3 protein-coding genes are annotated in these 23,086 nt (G+C 53.8%); all 3 read left to right on the plus strand.

Going from position 1 to position 23,086, the window contains the following annotated elements:
- The first annotated feature begins 25 nt into the window (after positions 1–25).
- Genes HH215_RS01245 through HH215_RS01255 form a run of 3 tightly spaced genes read left to right on the plus strand, consistent with a single transcriptional unit; the run spans position 26 to position 23,076 of the window.
- Positions 26–10,276 (plus strand): non-ribosomal peptide synthetase, encoded by a 10,251-nt coding sequence (locus HH215_RS01245; protein ID WP_169278244.1) that lies wholly within the window; start codon positions 26–28, stop codon positions 10,274–10,276.
- Positions 10,277–10,291: 15 nt separating this feature from the next.
- Positions 10,292–22,366: a non-ribosomal peptide synthetase gene (locus HH215_RS01250; RefSeq protein WP_169278245.1), complete on the plus strand. Its 12,075-nt coding sequence runs from the start codon at positions 10,292–10,294 to the stop codon at positions 22,364–22,366.
- Positions 22,363–23,076, plus strand: coding sequence for a thioesterase II family protein (locus HH215_RS01255; protein WP_169278246.1), 714 nt, complete (start codon positions 22,363–22,365; stop codon positions 23,074–23,076). Before HH215_RS01250 ends, HH215_RS01255 begins: the two co-directional genes overlap by 4 nt.
- Positions 23,077–23,086 lie beyond the last annotated feature (10 nt).

The following is a 23,086-nucleotide window of genomic DNA, read 5'->3' on the forward strand; positions in this document are numbered from 1 at the left end:
CGGACTTCAGGTAAGGAGGACAAATATGCTCGATTTCAACCTATTGGACGACAATGAAAATGAACAACGATTCGAAATCGAAGAAGAATCGATGCAGGAAATCGCGATTATCGGCTTGGCGGCACAGCTTCCAATGGTAGACGATATCGAACAGTTCTGGCAATGCATCTGCAACGGAGTGGATTTCATAACGGAATTTCCGGAAGGAAGACGCAGCGACGTAGATCCGTTCGCGCGAAGCAAAACCCGGAACGGCGATCGGCCGCTGTCCTATTTCGAAGGCGCCTATCTGGATCGGATCGACGAATTCGACTATAGCTTCTTCCGGTTATCGCCCAAAGAAGCAAGCCTGATGACGCCGAACCAGCGATTGTTCCTGCAGACGGCCTGGAAATCGATCGAGGACGCGGGATACTGCAGGCGAACGCTTGCCGGATCGCGAACGGGTGTGTACGTAGGGTTCAATTCGGATAGCTTGTACGATTACAAGCGTATGATCTCCGATACGGATCCCGAGCTTCTGTCGATGGGCGTGCCCGGAAACATCTCATCGATCATTGCGGGGAGAATTTCTTATTTGCTGGACTTAAACGGTCCCAGCTTATGCGTGGATACGGCCTGCTCGTCCTCGTTGGTGGCGATTCACTTGGCGTGCCAGGCGATCCGCAACCGGGAATGCGAGATGGCGATCGCGGGCAGCGTGAAAATTAATCTGCTTCCGCTCGCGAACGAAGTGAAGATCGGAATCGAGTCATCCAGCGGGCGCGCTCGCACGTTCGACGACGGCGCGGACGGGACCGGGGCGGGAGAAGGCGTCATTGCTTTCCTACTCAAGCCGCTCGGCAAAGCGCTGCGGGATGGCGACGCGATCCATGCCGTCATTAAAGGGAGCGCGGTTAATCAAGACGGGAGCTCGGTCGGGCTAACGGCGCCGAACGTGGCGGCGCAGGAGGACGTTCTTGTTCGGGCATGGGATAACGCGGGCATTCATCCGGCTACGATCTCCTATATGGAGGCGCACGGTACGGGTACTAAGCTGGGAGATCCGATCGAGATCGCGGGAATGGACAGAGCGTTCCGCAAGTATACGGATCGCAAGCAGTTCGTAGCGGTCGGTTCCGTCAAATCGAACGTCGGACATCTGGATCATGCGGCAGGGGCGATGGGGATGCTCAAGGCTATCTTTGCCATGAAGCGGAAGCAAATCCCCCCGTTGCTGCATTTCGCGAGGCCGAATAGAAGCATTGATTTCATCGATTCTCCGATCTACGTGAACGATCGCCTGTCGGATTGGCCGGCGAAGGAGTACCCTCGCCGATGCGGAGTTAGCGCGTTCGGGATCAGCGGAACCAACTGCCATCTCGTGCTGGAGGAAGCGCCGAATGATGATCGCGAGAAGAGCAAGCTTCCGCTCTATGGGTCGAAAGCGAATCGTCAGGATCATTTGCTGACGTTATCCGCCAAGAGCGAAAGCGCGTTACGCGAGCTAGCCGCGCTGTATCGGACGTTCGATTGGGGCGAGGCTAGCGCTGAACGGATTTGCTATACCGCCCTTACGGGGAGAGACCATCATGAATATCGCTTGGCCATCGTGTTCCGGGATCGGCAAGATCTGCAGGACAAGCTTGATCGTCTGATTGCCGGCGAATTCGCCTCGGCAGAGCTGAAAGGTATTTATTACGGCTCGCGTAAGTCCGCGGCATGGAGTGCGGATGATCCTATCTACGCAGCGGAAGATCAAGCATGGGAAGAGTTGGCGAAACTTTACGCGATGGGCGCCGATATCGATTGGGACGGTCTGTATGCGGAGCAGTCGTACGCGCGCGTTCATATTCCGACCTACCCTTTCGAAAGAAGCCGCTGTTGGTTGAACATCGAACGGATTACGCTATCGGCGGCGGTTGTTCATTCTGGCGAAAACCGTCAACCCGCGGTCTATGAGGTGGAATTGACGGGGCGCGATCAAGATGCGTATACGTCCGCTGAGAAGGAGATAGCCCGGATATGGGGCGAGGTGCTCGGCTTTCGGCAAATTCATTATGAGGACAATTTCTTCGAGTTGGGCGGAGACTCCATTCTGGCGTTGAAAATCGCGAATCGGATTCGCGCGCATTGGGCGACGGACTTGAGCGTAGCCGATTTGTTCACCTATGCCTCCCTGAACGAACTCGCGGCATTCGTGGAACGCCGATCCGGCGATGGACTTCGCCGAACCGCAGGCTATCTTCCCTTGCCGCCTGCGAAGCTAAGCGATTATTATCCGCTGACCTCTTCGCAATTGCGCGTATTCGCGCAAGAGCAATTCGGATCGATCGGTACGGCGAATAATACGCCTTTTTGCGTTATGGTGGAGGGCGAACTAGATTCCGACCGCGTGAACGAGGCTTTCGCGCGGCTGGTGGACAGACATGAATCTCTAAGAACCGCATTCGAATTTGCCGACGGGGAAGCGAGACAGCGGGTTGTCGCTCGAACGGATTTCGAAATCGAGCTCCATAACGGTACGCCGGAACGATTGGACGACATCGTCGATGCATTCATTCGGCCTTTCGATCTATCGTGCCCGCCGTTGCTAAGGGTAGGTTTGGTGACGCTTCAGGCGAATCGTAATTTGCTGATGATCGATCTTCACCATATTATGTCGGACGGCATGTCCACAGGCATCTTAATGAAAGAGTTTTGCGATCTGTACAACGGAATACGGCTGGCTGAGCTTAAAGTTCAATATAAGGACTACGCCGTCTGGCAGCAACGTTCGATTAAAGACGGCGAGCTTCGGGATCGCAAAGCCTACTGGACGGATCAATTGTCGGGCGAGCTTCCCGTGCTGGAGCTTCCGTATGATTTTCCGAGACCCGAAAGCAAGCTGCCGGGCGGAAGCCGCATAAGAGTGCCGATGGAAGCTTCATTGAAACGACAGTTGGAGCAGCTTGCGATCGAGCGCAGGTTAACGATGAACTCCCTGCTTTTCGCGCTGTACGCCCTGCTATTGCACGGGTATTCCAATCAAGATAGCCTCATCGTCGGTACGTTGGTGGCGGGCAGAAACCATCCGGATCTTGAGCGCGTATTCGGCATGTTCATTAATTTCTTGCCTATTCACGTCCGGTTCGCCGCGAAGACGACTTTCTCGGACTATTTGACGGGAATTAACGAGGGGATAGGCAAAGCCTATGCGAACGACTATCCGTTCGACTTGATGTTATCGGATTTGGCGCTGAAGCAGGACCGCTCCCGAAACCCTCTGTACGATACGATGTTCGTCTATCACAACGAGTATAAGATGAATTCGGCGAATCCTTTGCGGCTGGAGGTCGACGGGCTGTCTTTTGCGGAATATCCGCTTAACCGTCCTACGTCTTCGTTGGATGTCAAGCTGGATGTTTGGCAGGATTCGGACGATCAGCTCGTGCTTGTCTTGGAATACGACACGGCTTTGTTCGCGGAAACAACGATGAAGCAGTGGGTGTCCTCATTCTTGAAGCTTGCGGAAGCGTCGGTCTCCGAGCCGGAGGCTCCGCTGTCGCGCTTGCTGGAAAGGAATTTTGCCGAGGAACACGATGAGGTCGTGATCAAAGAAAGCGCGGCTGCTTATGATATTAAACCATCCCTTTCGGTAGCGATTAGCGCCACGTTCACCGCCGAGCAGATCGGCGATCATGTGAATTGGTGGTGCGGACAATTTGATCTGCCGGTCGGCGTATCGTTCGCCCCGTACCATCAAGTATTCCAAGAGTTGCTGGATCATGGCAGCTTGCTCGGCAGGAATGACGGGGTTAACGTGCTGCTGATCCGGTTCGAAGATTGGATCCGGGATGACGAAAGCCCGATCGACGTCACAATCTCCAAGCTTGAAAAGATATATTCGGATTTAATAGAAGCTTTCGGCTTGCGGAAGAAAGGAGTGCCGCATTTCGTAGGAATATTCCCTGTCTCCGATCATTTGCTGTTCGAGAGCGGACTGTCCTCTTACTTGGTAACGTTGAACGAACGATGGAGGAAGTTTCTTGGCAGTCTCGAGCGCGTTTTCGTTCTCGAGTTGAACGAAGCGTTGGCCGATTCGTATGAAGTACGGCATATGTACGACGAGGTTACGGATCAGGAAGGGCATGCCCCTTTCACGGATGAATTTTACGCGGTCATCGGAACGGCTATCGCCCGAAAGTTGATCGCTTGGAAAAGACAGAGCTTCAAAGTCGTCGTCCTCGATTGCGACAATACCCTCTGGAAGGGGATTTGCGGGGAAGACGGTCCGACCGGAGTAGAAATATCCGGCCATTATCAAGCGTTGCAACGTTTCATGTTGGATAGGTACGAGGAAGGCATGCTTCTGGCGATCAGCAGCAAGAACAACGAAGCGGACGTCTGGGAGACGTTCGAACGCCATCCGGATATGCTGCTTAGGAAAGAACATATTGCCGCCGCCCGAATTCATTGGGGCGCGAAGTCGACGGCCGTGCGGGAAATTGCCGAGCAGTTGAACTTAGGACTGGATAGTTTTATATTCGTTGACGATAGCGGGATGGAGTGCGCGGAAATGATGCAAAGTTGCCCTTCCGTGCTGACCTTGCAATTACCGGAGGACGAGCGGCATTTTGCGGAATATCTACGGCACGTATGGGGATTCGATAGGTTGGTCGTGACGGAAGAAGACCGCAAGCGAACCGCTCTCTATGCGGCCGAATCCATACGGCGCCAATATTTGCAGGAAGACAATGTTTCGATGGAACAATTCCTTCGCGGTTTGGGGCTGCGAATCGTCATGGCAAGCTTGCGCGAGGATCATGTCCGGAGGGCTGCTCAGCTTACGCAACGTACGAATCAATTCAACATGCATTCCGTTCCCAGGACGGAAAACGAGCTTACGGACATGCTTTCGATATCTGGCAATTCAATGTGGAGCATCGAGGTAGAGGATCGCTTCGGAGAATACGGATTTGTGGGTTTATTAGCGGGGAAGGCCGACAGGGAGTCGTTCATTCTGGACACGTTCCTATTAAGCTGCCGCGTGCTCGGCAGAGGCGTAGAACAGGCGATATTATCCGAGTTGAAAAGGGTTGCCGCTAGTTGCCAAGCCGAGTATATCGAAGCGCAATACGTTTCCACCGACAAGAACGCGCCTTTCCACGAATTCCTGGAAACGTCCGGATGGCGGTTGGAGAACAATGCAAGCGGGAGGACCGCCTATCGTTTGCGCGTGGATAGCATTCCGGATTGCCCCCCTCATATTATGCTAACGAACGAACGGTTGAAGGCTTCCGTGTCGCACTTGCCGAGCGCGGCGAATTTCGGGCAACGCGAAAGCGCGGCCAGCACGTCGCCAACCTTACTAAGGACAGTGGCTTCCGTCCCCTCGGTAAATCATCGCCCGAGCCGGGAGGAAGGCCCGCGAGATTGGCATAGTTCCGAAGCTTATAAGGATATCGCGGCGTTAAGACATGCCCGCGACTTGCTGCCTTTGCGTTATCATAACTCGGAAAGTCTTCTGCGCCTCGTTCAGAAGCGAAAGCAATCCGTATCGGGAAGAAAGACGGAATATAGTGAGCCCGTAACCGCAATCGAACGCGAATTAGTCGAGCTGTGGGAAGATCTATTGGGCATACAGCCGATCGGCGTTACGGATCCTTTCTTCGAAATCGGGGGCAACTCGCTGCAGGCCGTCTCGCTAGCCTCGAGGATTCATCGGAAGTTCGATACGCGGATATCCCTTCGCGACTTGTTCGCCGTACCGACGATTCGAGGCTTGGCGGCATTGATCCACCGGACGGGTCCAACCGTCCATGCCGCTATCGAGCCTGCTGAGCATCGCGATTGCTATCCGGTAACTTCGGCTCAGAAGCGGTTGCTGGTGCTTAGCCGAATGGATGGCGCGAGAGCGGCGGACACGGCATACAATCAACCTTGTTTTTTCGAGGTCGAAGGGGAAGTGAACGTCGAACGGTTTCAAGCCGCTTGCGAGAAGCTGGTGCATAGGCATGAAAGTCTTCGAACTTCGTTCCGCTGGCAGGAAGGCGAATTCGTGCAAATCATCTCTCCGTCCGTCGACTTTGCGGTTGATTTGTTCGATGCCGACACAGAGAGCCGGCAAGCGCATATCGATCGCTTTATTCGCCCGTTCGACTTGGAACATAGTCCGTTATTCCGTGCGGGTATGGTCAGAATGGGAGAGGCAAAATGGCTCCTAATGTTCGATATGCATCACGTTGTTTCGGACGGAGTGTCCATCGGCGTGATGATTCAGGAATTACTGGCTCTCTATCAAGGGGAAGAGCTTCCCGAAATGCGGATCCAATACCGCGATTATGCCGTCTGGCAGACGGGGTTGCTACATTCAGATCACATGCGAATGCAGGAAAGGTATTGGCTGGAGTCGTTCTCGGACGAGGTGCCGGTCTTGAATATGCCGCTCGATTCGCCGAGAACCGCCATTCGCAGCCACGAGGGGAAGCGACTTAGCTTCGAAATGGCCAAAACGCTACATGAAGCGGTGCGATCTCTGGCCGCAGACGTTGAGGCGACGCCATTCATGGTGTATTTGTCCGCGTATTACGTGCTGCTAGCCAAATATTCCGGCCAAGAGGACATCGTCGTCGGCTCTCCCGTAGCCGGGAGGTCCCATGCGGATCTTGATCGGGTGATAGGCATGTTCGTCCATACGCTCGCGCTTCGCAACAAACCTGAAGGAAACTTAACCTTCCGTCGGTTTCTGGTCGACGTGAAGGAAAATACTTTGCGGGCTATGGAGCATCAGGATTATCCGTTCGAACGATTAGTGGACAAGCTGGCGCTTCGCAGGGATCTTAGCCGCAATCCGCTCTTCGATACGATGTTCGCGTATCAGAATATGTCATGGGCGGACGGCGACACGGAAGAAGCGAAGGTGCGGCTATATCCGTACGACGCGCGTCGCAGCCGATTCGACTTCACGTTGGAGCTGGCGGAGCACGGCGATTCCATTCGCTTGAACTTCGAATATGCGACCGAGCTGTTCCACGAGAAGACGATGGAACGATTGATTCGTCATTATACGAATATTCTCGCGCAAGTGACGCGTTCTCCCGATCAGTTGCTGTCCGCGATCGACATGCTGGATGATTCGGAGAAGGCTAGGCTATTGTTCGGCTTCAATGCGACTCATGTCGAATATGAAACGGACCGTACGATGCATTCGATCTTCGAGGAGCAAGCGTGCCAATCTCCCGATGCGATCGCGGTCGTCTACGGCAATGAAAGATTGACTTACGGGCAATTGAACGACAGAGCCAATCGTTTGGCAATGGAATTAAGGGAACGGGGAGCCGCGCCGAATCACATCGTCGGCATCATGGTCGAACGCTCGCCGGAGATGGTCGTGGCGGTATTGGGCGTATTGAAAGCCGGTGCCGCGTATTTGCCGATCGATCCGCAATATCCGGAGGAGCGCATTCGCTACATGCTGGAGGACAGCGGGACGGGCATCGTGATCAGTCAACTTCGACTGGCGGAACGAATTCCGGCACATCTTCAGACGTTGCACGTCGACGATCAACGTTTCGTGAACGGGGGCTCCCGCCCGATTACGGATAATCTCGAACCGCGGAGTACGGCTAACGATCTTGCGTACGTCATCTATACTTCCGGTTCGACGGGCAAACCGAAGGGTGTCATGGTCGAGCACCGTGGCATGGTTAACCTGCAGGTTTACTTCCAGTTGAAGCTGAAGGTGGCGAATACCGATAAAATCGCGCAATTCGCCAGTTTTTCGTTCGATGCTTCCGTGTGGGAAATGTTCATGAGCTTGTTCAATGGCGGAGAGCTGCACGTATTGGCTTCGGAAACGATTCATCATTACGACAAGTTGGAGCATTATTTCAACGATCAGGGGATCACGGTCGCGACTTTGCCGCCAACCTACTTGGCGGGATTACGGCCGGATAACTTGCGGACGCTGCGCGCCGTCATAACGGCAGGCTCGGCTTCCACCGCGGATTTGCTGGCAAAGTGGAGAGGAAATCTGCAATACGTCAACGCATACGGGCCGACCGAAACGACGATATGCGCGACGGCATGGACTGCCCCTCCAGCCGGAGATTCCAGCGAGAGCACGTCCGTCCCGATCGGAATTCCGATCCCGAATGCGCAAGCCTACATCGTTAATGAACACGACCAATTGCAACCGATCGGCGTTCCTGGCGAGTTGTGCATAGGAGGAGCGGGGCTAGCCAGAGGTTACCTGCATCGTCCGGAGTTGACGGCGAAGCAGTTCGCACCGAATCCGTTCGTGTCCGGTACGCGAATGTATAGAACCGGGGATCAGGCCAAGTGGCTGGCGGACGGGACGATCGAATACGTGGGCCGGATAGATGATCAGGTCAAAATTCGAGGATTTCGAATCGAGCTGGGCGAGTTAGGGAATTGTTTGTCGAGCCATCCGAAAGTGACGGAATGCATTGTCGTTCCTCACGCGGATTCGCAGGGCGGGATCGAACTGTGCGCCTATATCGGTACGGATGGACATGCGCTTGCCGCGAGCGAGATTCGTCGTTTCGTCGGGGAGCGTCTGCCCGATTATATGGTTCCCGCCTACGTCGTCGTGTTGGACAAGCTTCCGCTCACTTCGAACGGGAAAGTAGACAAAAGGGCATTGCCCGAGCCAGTCCGCGCTTCCGATGATAGCTACGTGCCGCCGACGAATGAAACCGAACGCCGGCTTGCCTGGATGTGGAGCGACATTCTCGCCATCGAAAAGATCGGTATTCAGGATCATTTCTTCGAGCTGGGTGGACATTCGCTTAAAGCCATCGCGTTGCTGACTCGCATTCATGAGGAGTTGGGCGTCGAGCTGATGTTAAAACAGCTCTTCCAAGCCCCGACGATCCAGCGGCTCTCGAACTTGATCTCGAATACGAAGCCCACTCGCTTCGATGAGCTTCCGGCCGCCGAAGCCAGGAGCAATTACCCAGTTACCCATGGACAGAAAAAGCTGTTCGTATTGCAGCAACTGGAAGGAGCGCATACGGCCTATAACATCGCCGGTGCTTATCGGATTGAAGGCGAGATCAATATCCCAAGATTGGAGGCTTCCTTCGAGGCTTTGCTTAGGAGGCATGAAGCGTTACGAACATCGTTTGCCGTAGAAGACGGCGAGTTCGTTCAATTTATTCACCCTAACGTTCCGTTTGCGATCCAATATGGGGAGACTTCCGAAGATCGGTTGGAAGAAACGCTAAGAGAGCTGGTCACTCCATTTGATCTAAGCAGGCCGCCATTGGTTCGAGTTGCTCTTCTGAAGCTCCTTCATCGCGACCCGTCGGACTTGGATGCCCACGTACTCTTCATCGATATGCATCATTTGATATCGGACGGCGTATCTAGCGGCATTCTCATCGGAGATTTTCTTAACCTGTACGAAGGGATAGAGTTGGAGGACCTTCGGATTCATTACAAGGATTACGCGGTCTGGCAGTCGAGTCCGAACGCGGTTTCAATGATCGATAGGCAAGAAAGGTATTGGATGGAATCGCTGTCCGGCGATCTTCCTTCGTTGCAGCTTCCAACGGATTTCCCTAGACCGTCCGTGCAAAGCTTTGAAGGAGCACACGTCTTCCTGACCATCGACGAGGAGCTGACGGATCGGCTTAGAAAAGTCGCGGCAGAAAGCGGAAGCACGCTCTATATGGTACTGCTGGCCGGGTTTTTCGTTCTGTTATCCAAGTATAGCGGCCAGGAAGACCTTATCGTCGGGACGCCTTCCGCGGGCAGAACGCACGCCGATCTGCAACGGATCATCGGCATGTTCGTGAATACGTTGGTCATTCGTACCCGATTGTCCGGGCATCAATCTTTCAAGGAATTGCTGGAAACGGTTAAGGATAACGCTTTGTCGGCCTTCGATAACCAGATCTACCCATTCGAAATGTTAGTCGAGAAGTTAAACCTGCCTAGGGACGTTAGCCGGAATCCGCTTTTCGATGTCCTCTTTATGATGCAGAATTTCGAATCGGTCGAGCTTAAGGCTGACCGGCTAGCGGTCGCCCCCTATTCGTTCTTGCCTGCCGTATCGAAATTCGACCTCAGTCTCGAAGCGGCGGAGAAAGAGGGGGGACTCGCGCTCAGGTTGGAATACGCGGTTAAGTTATACCGTTTGGAGACCGCCAACCGATTGCTGGACGACTATGCTATAATTCTCTCCGATATCGCGACGAATCCGGAGGTTAGGCTGCAAGACATTCGATTGCACGGTCAAATCGCGAAAAGAAAAATTGCGATTTCGGAGGAAATCGAGTTCAACTTTTGAATCGGAGGAGTATCGATGATCGATAAATATGCGTTAAATATGCTATCGGCAAGCGGCGAATTCGAGGAAGAGCAACGGTATTGGCAGCAGCAATTAAGAGATGGCCTTATGCCGGTAACCTTTCCTTACGACGTTGCGTCGTCCGCTCAAGATCAACGCGAACGGGCTTCGAGAACGAAAAGCTATGCAGTTCCGCAACAACTATCCGAGCGATTATTCGCTTTCTGCAATCACTCGGATTACGGCGTATACATGACGGTATTGTCCGCTTTCCCCTTTTTACTGCACATGTACGCGCAAGCCGAAGAGATCGTCGTCGGATCGCCGGTATTTCGCGGTGATGCGGACGAAGCACAACGCATGAATGCAATTTTGCCTTTATGTCTCGCTTTTGATGGATCGAGCAGCTTTAAGACGACTCTGTCCGAGGTCAAGCGAACGGTAATCGAAGCGAACGATCACGAGTTTTATCCGTTGCGCGATCGGGTGGAGGAGCTATGCGAAGTCGTGGTTCTATATGATCCCATCCACGAAGCGGGCGTTACGGAAGGGTATGTTCCGGATTTGACGTTCGCATTTACCAAGCGCGAGCAGACGCTCCATGTAGAGGTGGAATTCGGAGCTCTTTTGTACGAAGAATCGATGGTCGATGCGATCGTTCGCCGGTTAACGCGCTATTTGCAAGTGGTGTTAGATGAACCGAACATCATGATGGCGGATATCGACTTGGTCGAATCCGAGGAAAAGCAGCGTCTTGTATACGACTTTAACGATACGCATGCCGTCTATGACGAGAAAGCTACGATTCAACGTATGTTCGAAGATCAAGTCTTAAAGACTCCCGACCGCATCGCCGTCGTCGACGGCAGCGAGCGGTGGACGTATTGGGAATTGGACGCTAAAGCGAATAATCTGGCGCATGTATTGCGAGGCAGAGGCGTGGTCCCGAATCAATGCGTCGGCGTGATGACGGAGCGCTCGGCGGGAATGATCTTGAGCTTGCTCGCCATCCTGAAGGCAGGGGGAGCTTACGTGCCGATCGACCCGGCTTATCCGGCTGAGCGCGTTGCCTATATGCTGGAAAACAGCGGAGTGAGGCTGCTTGTTCACGATTCTAGCGGTCCGAAGGAAATGCCGGAGCTGCCGTGCGAAATGCTAGATTTGTCCCATGTGCCTACGATTTCGTTCGATCCTTTGCCGTCCGTGAATGGTTCGGATGATCTGGCATACGTGATCTATACTTCCGGAACGACGGGTAAACCGAAGGGGGTCATGATCGAACACCGCAACGTCGTACGGTTGTTGTTTCACGATAAACCGCTATTCCAATTCGACGAGAACGACGTATGGACGATGTTCCATTCGTATTGCTTCGACTTCTCGGTATGGGAAATGTACGGCGCGTTGTTGTACGGCGGTAAATTAGTCGTCATTCGCAAGGACGTGGCGCAGGATCCGTTGCGATTCGTGGAAACGATGATCCGGGAAAACGTAACCGTATTGAATCAGACGCCGTCGTCCTTTTACCATATCATTCAGCATGACTTGGAACGGGAGCAACCGGAGCTGCGGCTTAGGTATGTCATATTCGGCGGGGAAGCGTTAAAGCCGGCGATCCTGAAGCCATTCAAAGAACGTTACGCCGACACCAAGCTCATCAACATGTACGGGATTACGGAGACGACGGTACACGTGACGTTCAAAGAAATCACGGATGCGGAAATCGCGACCAATGTCAGCAACATCGGCAAGCCGATTCCCACGCTGCGCTGTTATATTCTGGACGATAGGCAAAGGCTGAAGCCGCAAGGCGTCGTCGGTGAGCTCTATGTCGGCGGCGAGGGCATAGCGAGAGGTTATATCCATAATGAAACGTTGACGGTAGAAAAGTTTCTTAACGATCCGTTCCTGCCTGGGGAAAGACTGTATCGCTCGGGAGATTTGGCGAGATGGACGGAAGAGGGCGAGCTTGAGTATTTCGGGCGCATCGACCACCAAGTCAAGATTAGAGGCCACCGCATCGAGCTAGGGGAAATTGAAACGAAGCTGCTCCAGCAAGAAGAAATACAAGAGTGTCTCGTCATCGCAAGAAAGGACGCGGCAGGTCAATTCGACTTGGTGGCGTACTATGTCGCGGAACAAGAAGTGGATGTAAGTTCCTTACGCGAACACCTTGCATCCGAATTGCCCGATTTCATGATTCCGGCTTTCTTCAAGCATCTTCTAGCCTTGCCCTTAACCGATAACGGAAAAGTAGATCGCAAGGCGTTGCCTCAGCCCGAGTTATCGCGTACAGCTAAGCAAATCTATGTTGCTCCACGGACGCCGGAGGAACGGGAAATCGCCGATCTATGGGCCGATGTTCTTCAGCTTGATGAGATCGGCATTCAAGATAACTTTTTCGCCATCGGCGGCGATTCGATCAAAGTTATCCGGTTCATCAGCCGTTTGAACAAAGCGCTGGGGTGCAATCTTTCCGTAGCCGATTTCTATCGAAATCCGACGATAGCCGAATTGGCGGTATTGCTAGCGTTACCGGTCTCGGAGGGAGTCGACGAGCGTGAACGGGGGTTTCATCTGCTCGAAGGGATGAAGAGCAGGCTGCAAAACGAAATTGAGAATGTCCCGATGCCTGCCGACGCCGAAGATTACTATCCGCTAAGCAGCATCCAGATGAGCATGGTTTTCTACTCCAAGTTGAAGCCTGATGAACCGATCTATCACGACCAATTTTATTACGTCTTGGATTTCGCGAGGTTCGATTGGGAACTGCTTCGCGAGACCGTTTTTAGGCTTGCCGTCAAACATCCGATCCTTCGAACGTCCATGCAATTGGAGCGGTATAGCGAACCGGTTCAGATCGTCCATCGGGATCGGATGCCCGCAATGCCGCTTGAAAATTTATCGGCATGCGCTAGCGAAGAGCAAGAACAACGAATCCAAGCTTATATGGCCGAAGATTTGCGAAACAAATTTCGATTTGACGGCGATTTGTTATGGAGGCTCGGCGTATTTCAGCTCAGCCCGCGAGAAGTATGTATCGTTCTATCTTTCCATCACGCCATCTTGGACGGGTGGAGCGTCGCAAGCTTCAATAAGGAAATCATCGATACTTACGAGCGATTGCTTCAAGGCGACGTAGTCGCGGCGGAGCCTTTGAAGGCGAGTTACAAGGATTACGTGGGCATCCAATTGTCTCGCAACTGTTCTCTGGAAACGGAACAATTCTGGAAGAGGGAACTGGAAGGGTATACGCGCAATAAGCTGCCGTATAACCTAGCCGCCAAGCAGATCGGAAGCCGGCCAGCGAGCGCGATCTATCGCAGCGAGATCGATCAGGAGCTCCTTGTCGCGTTGGATCGGTTAACGCGCGATCAAGGATTCACGTTAAAGGAGATTTGTTTCTCCGCTTACTTGTATTTGATGTCCGTTATTACGACGGAGCAGGATCTGGTAACGGGTATCGTCACGCATGATCGTCCGGCGATCGAAGACGGAGAGAACATGCTCGGTTGCTTCCTTAACACGTTGCCGTTCCGCGAAACGATTATTAGAACCCGCACGGGACTATCGTTCATGGATCAAGTTAAGCAGCGTTTGCGGCAGGTCGCCACGCACGATATGCCCTTAGTCGATATCGCTAATCTGCTAGGAGAAGGCCGTCAGCACGCGGCCAATCCGTTGTTCGACGCCTTGTTCAACTTTACCGACTTTCATGTGCTTGAGAATATGGACCGTCAGAATGAAATCAAAGGATCGGATCGCCGATTGAATCTTCAGTCCAGCGAGATGACCAATACGCTCTTCGATCTGGAAGTGACGAGAACGTGGAATCGCTTGGGCGTGCAAATCAAATATGCTCGAAACTATTTCTACGAATCGGAAATCGAAACGGCGTTTAACATGTACCTGCGAATATTGCGTAACTTCGCTGCCGATCCCGCAGCGGCTTTGCAGGACATTCCGCTGATGGCGGAGGAAGAACGTGAGAGGATCGTCTACGGTTTTAATAACACGCAAACTCCGTATGCTCGCGAAAAGACGATGCATCGGTTGTTCGAGGAACAAGCGGCGCGGTCGCCGAACCGGGTTGCGTTAACGATGGAAGGAGCGGAAATCACGTATGCGGAACTGAACGCCAAAGCCAATCGGGTAGCGGCCATGCTCGCCGAACGGGGAGTTCGTCCCCGCGATCGCGTCGCGCTGATCGCGGATCGCGGATTCGAGATGGTCATCGGCATGTTCGGCATTCTGAAAACCGGCGCGGCTTACGTCCCGATCGACCCTGAATATCCGGAAGCCCGTCAACGGTATATTTGCGAGAACGCGGAAGTGACCGCCTTATTGGCCGATCGCGACGATGGATTAGGCATCGGCAATACGCTGAAGCTGGACCCGGAATACTATGGACAATGGTCCGACGAAGAGAGCGGGATTTACGCAGAGCCGACGGACCTGGCCTATATCATCTATACGTCTGGATCGACGGGTAATCCGAAAGGAGTCATGATCGAGCATCATTCCGCCGTCAACCTGATCCAATGGGTGAACAAACGATTCGAGGTCGGCGAAAGGGATTCGTTGCTCTTTATCACGTCGATGTGCTTCGATTTGTCGGTATACGACCTGTTCGGCATGCTGGCCTGCGGGGGAAAAGTCGTTATCGCCCGCAAAGACCAGGTCAGCGATCATACGGAGATGATTCGCTTATTGAAGCAGGAGCGGATTACTTTCTGGGATTCCGTTCCGTCCACGATGAATCACCTCTTGAGCATGCTGGGGCAAGATGAGCCGGATTTCACGCAAACGGACTTAAGGCTTGTTTTCATGAGCGGGGATTGGATTCCCGTCACGCTGCCCAAGCGGATCGAGCGGTTTTTCCCGAACGCGTCGGCTATCGCCCTCGGCGGTGCCACGGAAGCGACGGTATGGTCCAACTATTATCCGATCGGGACGGTAGAGGATACGCAGAGCAGTATTCCGTACGGCGTCCCGATGGACAACAACTACTTCTACATTTTGGACGAGGCGCTCAATCCGGTTCCTTACGGCGTAGCAGGAGAGTTATATATCGGGGGTGTCGGCGTTGCTCGCGGTTACATGAACGATCCCGGGAAAACGATGAAAGCTTTCTTGCCTAACCCGTTCCTGCCGGAACCCGGCGAGCGGATGTACAAGACCGGAGATCTAGGCCGGATGCTGCCGAGCGGCGTCATGGAGTTCTTGGGAAGAAAAGATCATCAAGTGAAAATCCGCGGCTTCCGCGTCGAGCTTGGCGAGATCGAAAGCCAACTCGTCAAGCTGAAGCACGTTCGCGAAGCCGTCGTCGTGGATCGGCCAGATAAGGAAGGCATTCCTCATCTGTGCGCTTACGTCGCGTTAGATGAAGCGATGACCTCCCAACAGTTGAGGGATGAATTGTCCAGCAAGCTTCCCGGTTACATGGTGCCTTCGATCTTCATCCCGCTAGAGCGATTGCCGTTGACCTCGAATGGCAAAATCGATCGCAAGGCGCTTCCCGAGCCGGATGATAGCTTCAATACCGGAAGCGAATTCGAGGAGCCGCGCGACGAGACCGAGGAACGATTGGCGCGAATATGGCAGGAGGTGCTGGGCAAGGAACGAATCGGCATCCGCGATCATTTTTTCGAAATCGGCGGACATTCGTTGCTGGCGACATCGCTTGCGCTGAAAATGAACCGGGAATTCGAAGTCGATATCCCGCTGCTCGCGATATTCAACCATCCTACCGTTCAAGAGATTGCCGATATCGTCAGATCGGCCAAGCGTTCGAATCATCGCCGCATCGAACGAGCGCCGGAACGGGACGAATACCCGCTATCTTCCGCTCAGCAGAGAATGTTCATTTTGAATCGGATCGAAGGGGAGGGCTTGCATTACAATTCTCCCGCGGCGTTCGTCGTCGAAGGAAATCTGGACGTTGTCCGGCTAGAGGAAACGTTCCGCTCGTTGTTGGGCAGGCATGAAATCTTGCGTACCTCGTTCGCCTTGAAGGACGGCCTAATGGTTCAACGCATTCATGCGGATGCGGGGTCATGGTCGGTAGAGCGGATCAAGCTTGACGCGGAAGCGAGTAAGGAATCCGCAGCGCAAGACGCCATTCGCGCCTTCGTTAGATCTTTCGATCTCGCTAAGGCTCCACTGCTCCGCGTGGGTCTAGCGCAATGGACGGATAACCGCCACTTTCTGTTATTCGACATGCACCATATGATTTCCGACGGGGTGTCGATGGGCATTCTGATTCGGGAATTCATGGCTTACTATGAGCAACGGGAGCTTGAGGCACCCCGTATTCAATACAGGGATTACGCGGCTTGGCAGCAACAAGCGTTGAACGGCGATGCAATGGCGGAGCAGCGTAACTATTGGCTGAACCGATTCGCCGATGATGTCCCGGTGCTCCAGATCGCGACGGATTACCCGAGGCCGGCGGTCAAAAGCTTCGAGGGAGACCGACTATCGAGCTCGGCGGACAAGGAATTGACCGAAGGATTGCAGCGGGTCGCGGCAAGCTCGGGCAGTACGCTGTACATGGTACTGCTCGCGGCCTACAACGTATTGTTGGCGAAATATTCGGGACAGACGGATATCGTAGTCGGTTCGCCGATCGCGGGAAGATCGCATGCGGACTTGGAGAGCATGCTGGGCGTATTCATCAACACGCTCGCGATGCGGAATTCGCCGGAACCGGACAAGACTTTCCAGCAGCTTCTGTCGGAAGTGAAAGAGAATGCCTTACAGGCGTATGCGAATCAGGACTACCCGTTCGAGCAATTGGTAGAGAAGCTGAGTTTGCGCAAAGACATTAGCCGCAACCCCTTATTCGATACAATGTTCATTCTGCAAAATACGGATCGCATGCGGTATGAGCTGGAAGGTCTCACCTTTGCGGAGCAGCCATTGGAGCATCAAGCAGTCAAATTCGATCTCACGTTACAAGCGATGGAAGATTCGAACGGCATTCGCTTCGATTGGGAATACGGTACGAAGCTATTCAAGAGGGCGACCGTCGCACGTCTTTCCGGGCACTGGCTGCAGCTTCTTCGGAGCATTGCCCTCAATCCGTCTCAACGGTTAGCGGATATCGAGATGATATCGGAGGAAGAGAAGCGTCAAATCCTTAGGACATTCAACGATACGTCGGCACCATATCCGGAACATACGACGCTGCACGAGACGTTCGAGCAGCAAGCGGCCCGAACGCCGGATCGGGTAGCCGTCGTATTCGAAGAGCGACAGTTGACTTATCGCGAACTAAATGCGCGGTCGAATCAGTTAGCCCGCCATTTACGGGAGCGGGGCGTTCGCGCGGATACGGTCGTCGGCATCATGGCGGATCGTTCGTTCGAGATGATCGTGGGCATCTACGCGATCTTGAAAGCTGGCGGAGCCTATGTCCCGTTAGACCCGGCCTACCCGGAAGAGCGTCTATTCTACATGCTGCGGGATAGCGGGATCGAGCTCGTGCTTACGCAATCGGATACCGCGTTGTCGTTACCCGTCAATACGATCCTATTAACTGATACTAGCCTGTACGCCGGAGAAGATTCGAATTTGCCTTCGATATCCGGTCCGTCTCATTTGGCCTACGTGATCTATACTTCCGGTTCGACGGGGAAACCGAAGGGAGTCATGATCGAGCATCGTTCCGTCATGAACCGGCTGAACTGGATGCAGAAGCAATATCCGTTAACGGGCGACGACGTTCTTCTTCAGAAAACGAGGTACAGCTTCGACGTATCCGTATGGGAAATGTTCTGGTGGTTTTTGGCCGGGGCCCGGTTAAGCGTTCTATCTCCGGAAGCGGAGATGGACCCGAATCGGCTTGCGGAGACGATCGAGCGCGATGGCGTCACGGTGATTCACTTCGTTCCGTCGATGCTGAACGCTTTCTTGGATTACGCGGAGCCATCGGATACCGTCGCGAAAGGGATCTCTTCCTTGCGGTGGGTCGTATGCAGCGGCGAGGCATTGCCGCTCGTTTCCGTCCAACGATTCAACCGCATTCTAGGCCGTCCGCATTCCATCCGGCTGGTTAATTTATACGGGCCGACGGAAGCAACCGTGGACGTGACGTACTTCGATTGTTCGCCGAACGATGACGATACGATCATCCCGATCGGAAGACCGATCGATAATACGTCGGTATTCGTCGTAGATCCGTTAGGCCGATTGCAGCCGATCGGCGTCATCGGCGAATTATGCATCGCTGGCATTGGCTTAGCGAGAGGATATGCCGGGGAACTGGGCCGTACGCAAGACCGGTTCGTCGACCATCCTTACGTTTCGGGCGAGCGCATGTACAAAACCGGCGATTTGGCAAGGTGGTTGCCGGACGGTTCGATCGAATACCGGGGCAGATTAGATCACCAGGTTAAGATACGCGGCTTCCGAATCGAGCTAGGCGAGATCGAGGCGCAACTGTCCGCGTATCCAGCCATTCGTGAAGCAGCGGTCATCGATCGGTCGGATGCGCAACAATCCCGTTATTTGTGCGCATATTACGCTTCCAATGAGGAAATACCGGTATCCGAACTAAGGGCGTATTTGTCGAGCAAGCTGCCCGACTATATGATTCCTTCCTACTTCGTGAGATTGAATCGGATGCCGCTAACGGCAAACGGTAAGCTAGATCGAAGACTGTTGCCCGAGCCGGTCGAACTTATTCATACCGGAAAGCCATACGCCGCGCCGCGCGACGCATGTGAACGGCGTTTAGCCGAAATCTGGCAAGAGTTATTAGGGATCGAAACCGTGGGGCTTCGAGATCATTTCTTCGAGCTGGGGGGGCACTCGCTGAAAGCGATGGTACTCGTATCGCGGATTCAGAAGGAGATGGGCGTCGAAGCCCAGGTTCGGGAAGTTTTTCAGCACCCGATCTTAGAGGAATTGGCGGAGTGTATCCGAGTGAAGGAAATTCGCGGTTATGACGCCATTCCGAGCGCGGAGATTCTGGAGTATTACCCGATGTCGGCGGCGCAGCGAAGAATGTTCATCCTGAATCAAATGGAAGGGAAGGGCGTGCAATACAATAATCCAAATGCCTTTCTACTGGCTGGAGCGATCGACGAGCGACGACTAGCGGAAGCGTTACGGCAGTTGCTAATGCGCCATGACACATTACGAACTTCGTTCGCCATGGAGAACGGGCTTCCGGTGCAGCGCATCGCCTCTGATGCGGCTATATCTATCGAACGGTACGAGATGAGTCGATCAAAGACATCTGAACGGAGCTCCCTAGAGGACATCATAAGCCGTTTCGTTCGGCCGTTCGACTTGCATGCCGCCCCTCTATTGCGAATCGGGCTGGCAAGGATTGCGGAAGACCGCCATTTACTGTTGTTCGACATGCACCATATTATATCCGACGGCGTATCGATGGGGATTTTCGTCCGTGAATTCATCGCTCTCTATGAAGGCAAGGAACTGCCCGCGCTGCGAATCCAATATAAGGATTTCGCGACTTGGCAGCAGGAGGCGGCTTATCAAGACGCTTTGCTGGATGACGAGACCTATTGGCTTAACAGATTCGCCGGCGAGCTTCCGGCATTGGACTTGCCTTCGGATGAGAGAAGGCCGGCCGTGTTCAGCTATGAAGGAGATCGGATTCAGTTCTCCGCGAACAGAGAAATGACGGAAGGGCTGCATCGGGTCGCGGCTCGGACGGGCAGCTCGATATATATGGTACTGCTCGCGGCCTATAACGTATTGCTGGCGAAGGTTACGGGACAGACCGATATCGTGGTCGGATCTCCGATCGCGGGAAGGTCGCACGCGGATCTGGAAGGCATGCTGGGCGTATTCATTAACACGCTTGCGATGCGGAACGCGCCGGAGCCGGATAAGACGTTCGAGCAGCTTCTGCTCGAGGTGAAGGAGAACGCCCTGCAGGCGTACGCGCACCAGGACTACCCGTTCGAGCAATTGGTAGACAAGCTAAATGTTCGCAAGGACCTCAGTCGCAACCCTTTGTTCGATACGATGTTTATTCTGCAAAATATGGATCAAGCGCAGCTCGAAATTCCGGGATTAACGTTAACGCCGTATCCGTTCGACTTGCGAACGTCAAAGTACGACTTGACTCTGCAAGCCTCGGAGGAAGCGGGCGTCCTTTCGTTCACGATGGAATTCGGCACCAAGCTGTTCAAGAAGGAGACGATCGAACGTCTGTCTAGGCACTGGCTGCGAATTCTCCAATGCATCCTCTTAGACCCGTCGCGAAGTTTGGCGGACATCGATATTTTGCCTGAGGAAGAACGGCGGTCGATCGTCCATGATTTCAACGAAACGACGATCGATTACGCAAAAGACAAGACGTTGCTTCAAATGTTCGAGGAGCAAGCGGCGGCAAGACCGGACGAAGTCGCGATCGTATTCGAACACGAGCGGCTAACCTATTGGGAATTGGATGAACGGTCGAATCGGCTCGCCCATACGCTTCGGGAGCGCGGCGTAACGCAGGATACGGTCGTCGGTCTGATGGCGGAGCGATCGCTGGAGATGTTCATCGGGATCTATGGCATTCTGAAGGCGGGCGCCGCGTATTTGCCGATGGATCCGGCATACCCGCAGGAAAGGCTCGATTATATGTTACAGGATAGCGGTGCGAAGCTCGTTCTGTCGCATACGAGCCAATCCGTGCCGATTTCCGTCGAGTCGATGCAACTGGCAGATCCGGACATCTATTGCGATAACGGAGCTGCCCTGCCGGCGATTGCCGGACCTAAGAGTTTAGCTTACGTCATCTATACGTCGGGTTCGACCGGGAAGCCCAAAGGCGTCATGATCGAGCACCAATCGCTAGCTAATCTGTTTGCCGGCATGACGCAAGAAATCCCTTTCTCAGCAGGCGATTCGATCTTGACGCTCACTTCGATTTCATTCGATATATTCGTTCTGGAATCGCTCATTCCGTTAGCCGCAGGGATGACTTTGGTTGCGCCCGCGCAACAACGGGAACGCGACCTGCGTTCGTTGGAACAATACATCGCCGAGCATCCGGTCAAGACGATGCAGCTCACGCCTTCGCGTTTGCGCATGCTGCTGGACGGGCAAATCTTAGAACCGCTTCGTCGGGCAAGTTCCTTGCTTATCGGCGGGGAAGCCTTCCCCGCGGATTTGCTGCAAACGTTACGGGCAACGACTATGGCTCGGATATTCAATATGTACGGACCGACGGAAACGACGGTTTGGTCCGCGATCCGGGAATTAACCGAATCGGCCGACATTGCGATCGGCAAGCCGATCGCGAATACGAGAATGTACGTGCTCGATCGCTCGGACCGGGTGCAACCGATCGGCGTAGTAGGCGAACTATGCATTGCGGGGGAAGGCTTGGCGAGAGGGTATTGGAATCGTCCGGATTTGACGAACGAGAAATTCCCTCCCGATTCAATCCAAAATCAGGGTCGAATGTATCGAACGGGCGATTTGGCCAAATGGTTGCCGGATGGAAATCTGGCTTACATGGGAAGAATCGACCACCAAGTCAAAATTCGCGGCTACCGGATTGAACTGGGAGAGATTGAAGCCGTTCTGCGGCGGCATTGTTCCATTCAAGAAGCCGTCGTCATCGCGCGCGAAGACGATAACCGCCCGTCTTACTTGTGCGCTTACGTGGTCGCGAATGAAGAGCTAACGACGGCGCAATACAGGGAACAGGCGATGCAATCGTTGCCGGAATATATGGTCCCTTCCTTTTTCGTTCGACTGGACGGCATCCCGCTGACTCCTAATGGAAAGATCGACCGAAGGGCGTTGCCGGTACCGCAAGGTAATATCCATGGCGGAGTCGAATACGTGGCACCCCGCAACGAGACCGAAGCGAAGCTCATGGAAATCTGGTCGGAGATCTTGGAACTCGAAACGATTGGCGTTCATGACGATTTCTTCGATCTCGGAGGCAATTCCATACAGCTTGTGCGTCTGCATATGGCGCTGGAGCGGGAGGAGATGCTGCCGGAGCGGGATACTTCGTTATCCTTCCAGTACCGGACGATCGAAGCTTTGGCGAGTTACATCGAGAACCGGCCGGTCATCTCGGTCGAGGTAGAGGAGGTTGCGGAATGAAGTTAATATGCATCCCCTATGCGGGAGGATCCGCGACTGTTTATTATCCGTGGAAGAAGCTGATTCACTCTTCGATCAAAGTCGTGCCCCTCGAATTGTCGGGCAGAGGGGAGCGGATGGGACAAGCGTTCTACCGCAGCATTGAAGGCGATGGAACCGACGATCTATACCGCTGCGTGGAGAAGGAGTTAGACGGTTCGCCTATTGCCCTGTTCGGGCACAGCATGGGGACGTTATTCGCTTATGAGCTGGCGCATCGAATCGTTCGCGAGACCGGACAACCGCTGGCGCATCTTTTTCTATCCGGGCGCGGCGCCCCGCATACGGGGCGTTCGGAGCCGTGGATTCACGAATTGCCCGATTCGGAATTCCAAGCCGAAGTGTTGCGATTGGGCGGAACGCCGGCGGAGCTGTTCGAACATAAGGAGCTGAGCGACATCTATATGCCGATTCTTCGCTCGGATTACCGCCTGTCCGAAACCTATCGCGACACGGGAAAACCGGGCAAGCTGGATTGCGGGATTACCGTTATGCGAGGCACGAAGGATAGCTATGGGCGGGCGGATGCAGAGGAGTGGAGCCGGTACGTCAATGGCGACACCCGTATCGTCGAATTCGACGGCGGCCATTTTTTCATCCATGAATTCCGTCAGCAGGTGCTAAGCGCTATCCATGAATCGTTGTTATATACGCGTTCATCCCAAATCTAGGAGGTTAAAT

It is taken from the genome of Cohnella herbarum (assembly GCF_012849095.1).
Taxonomy (GTDB): Bacteria; Bacillota; Bacilli; order Paenibacillales; family Paenibacillaceae; genus Cohnella; species Cohnella herbarum.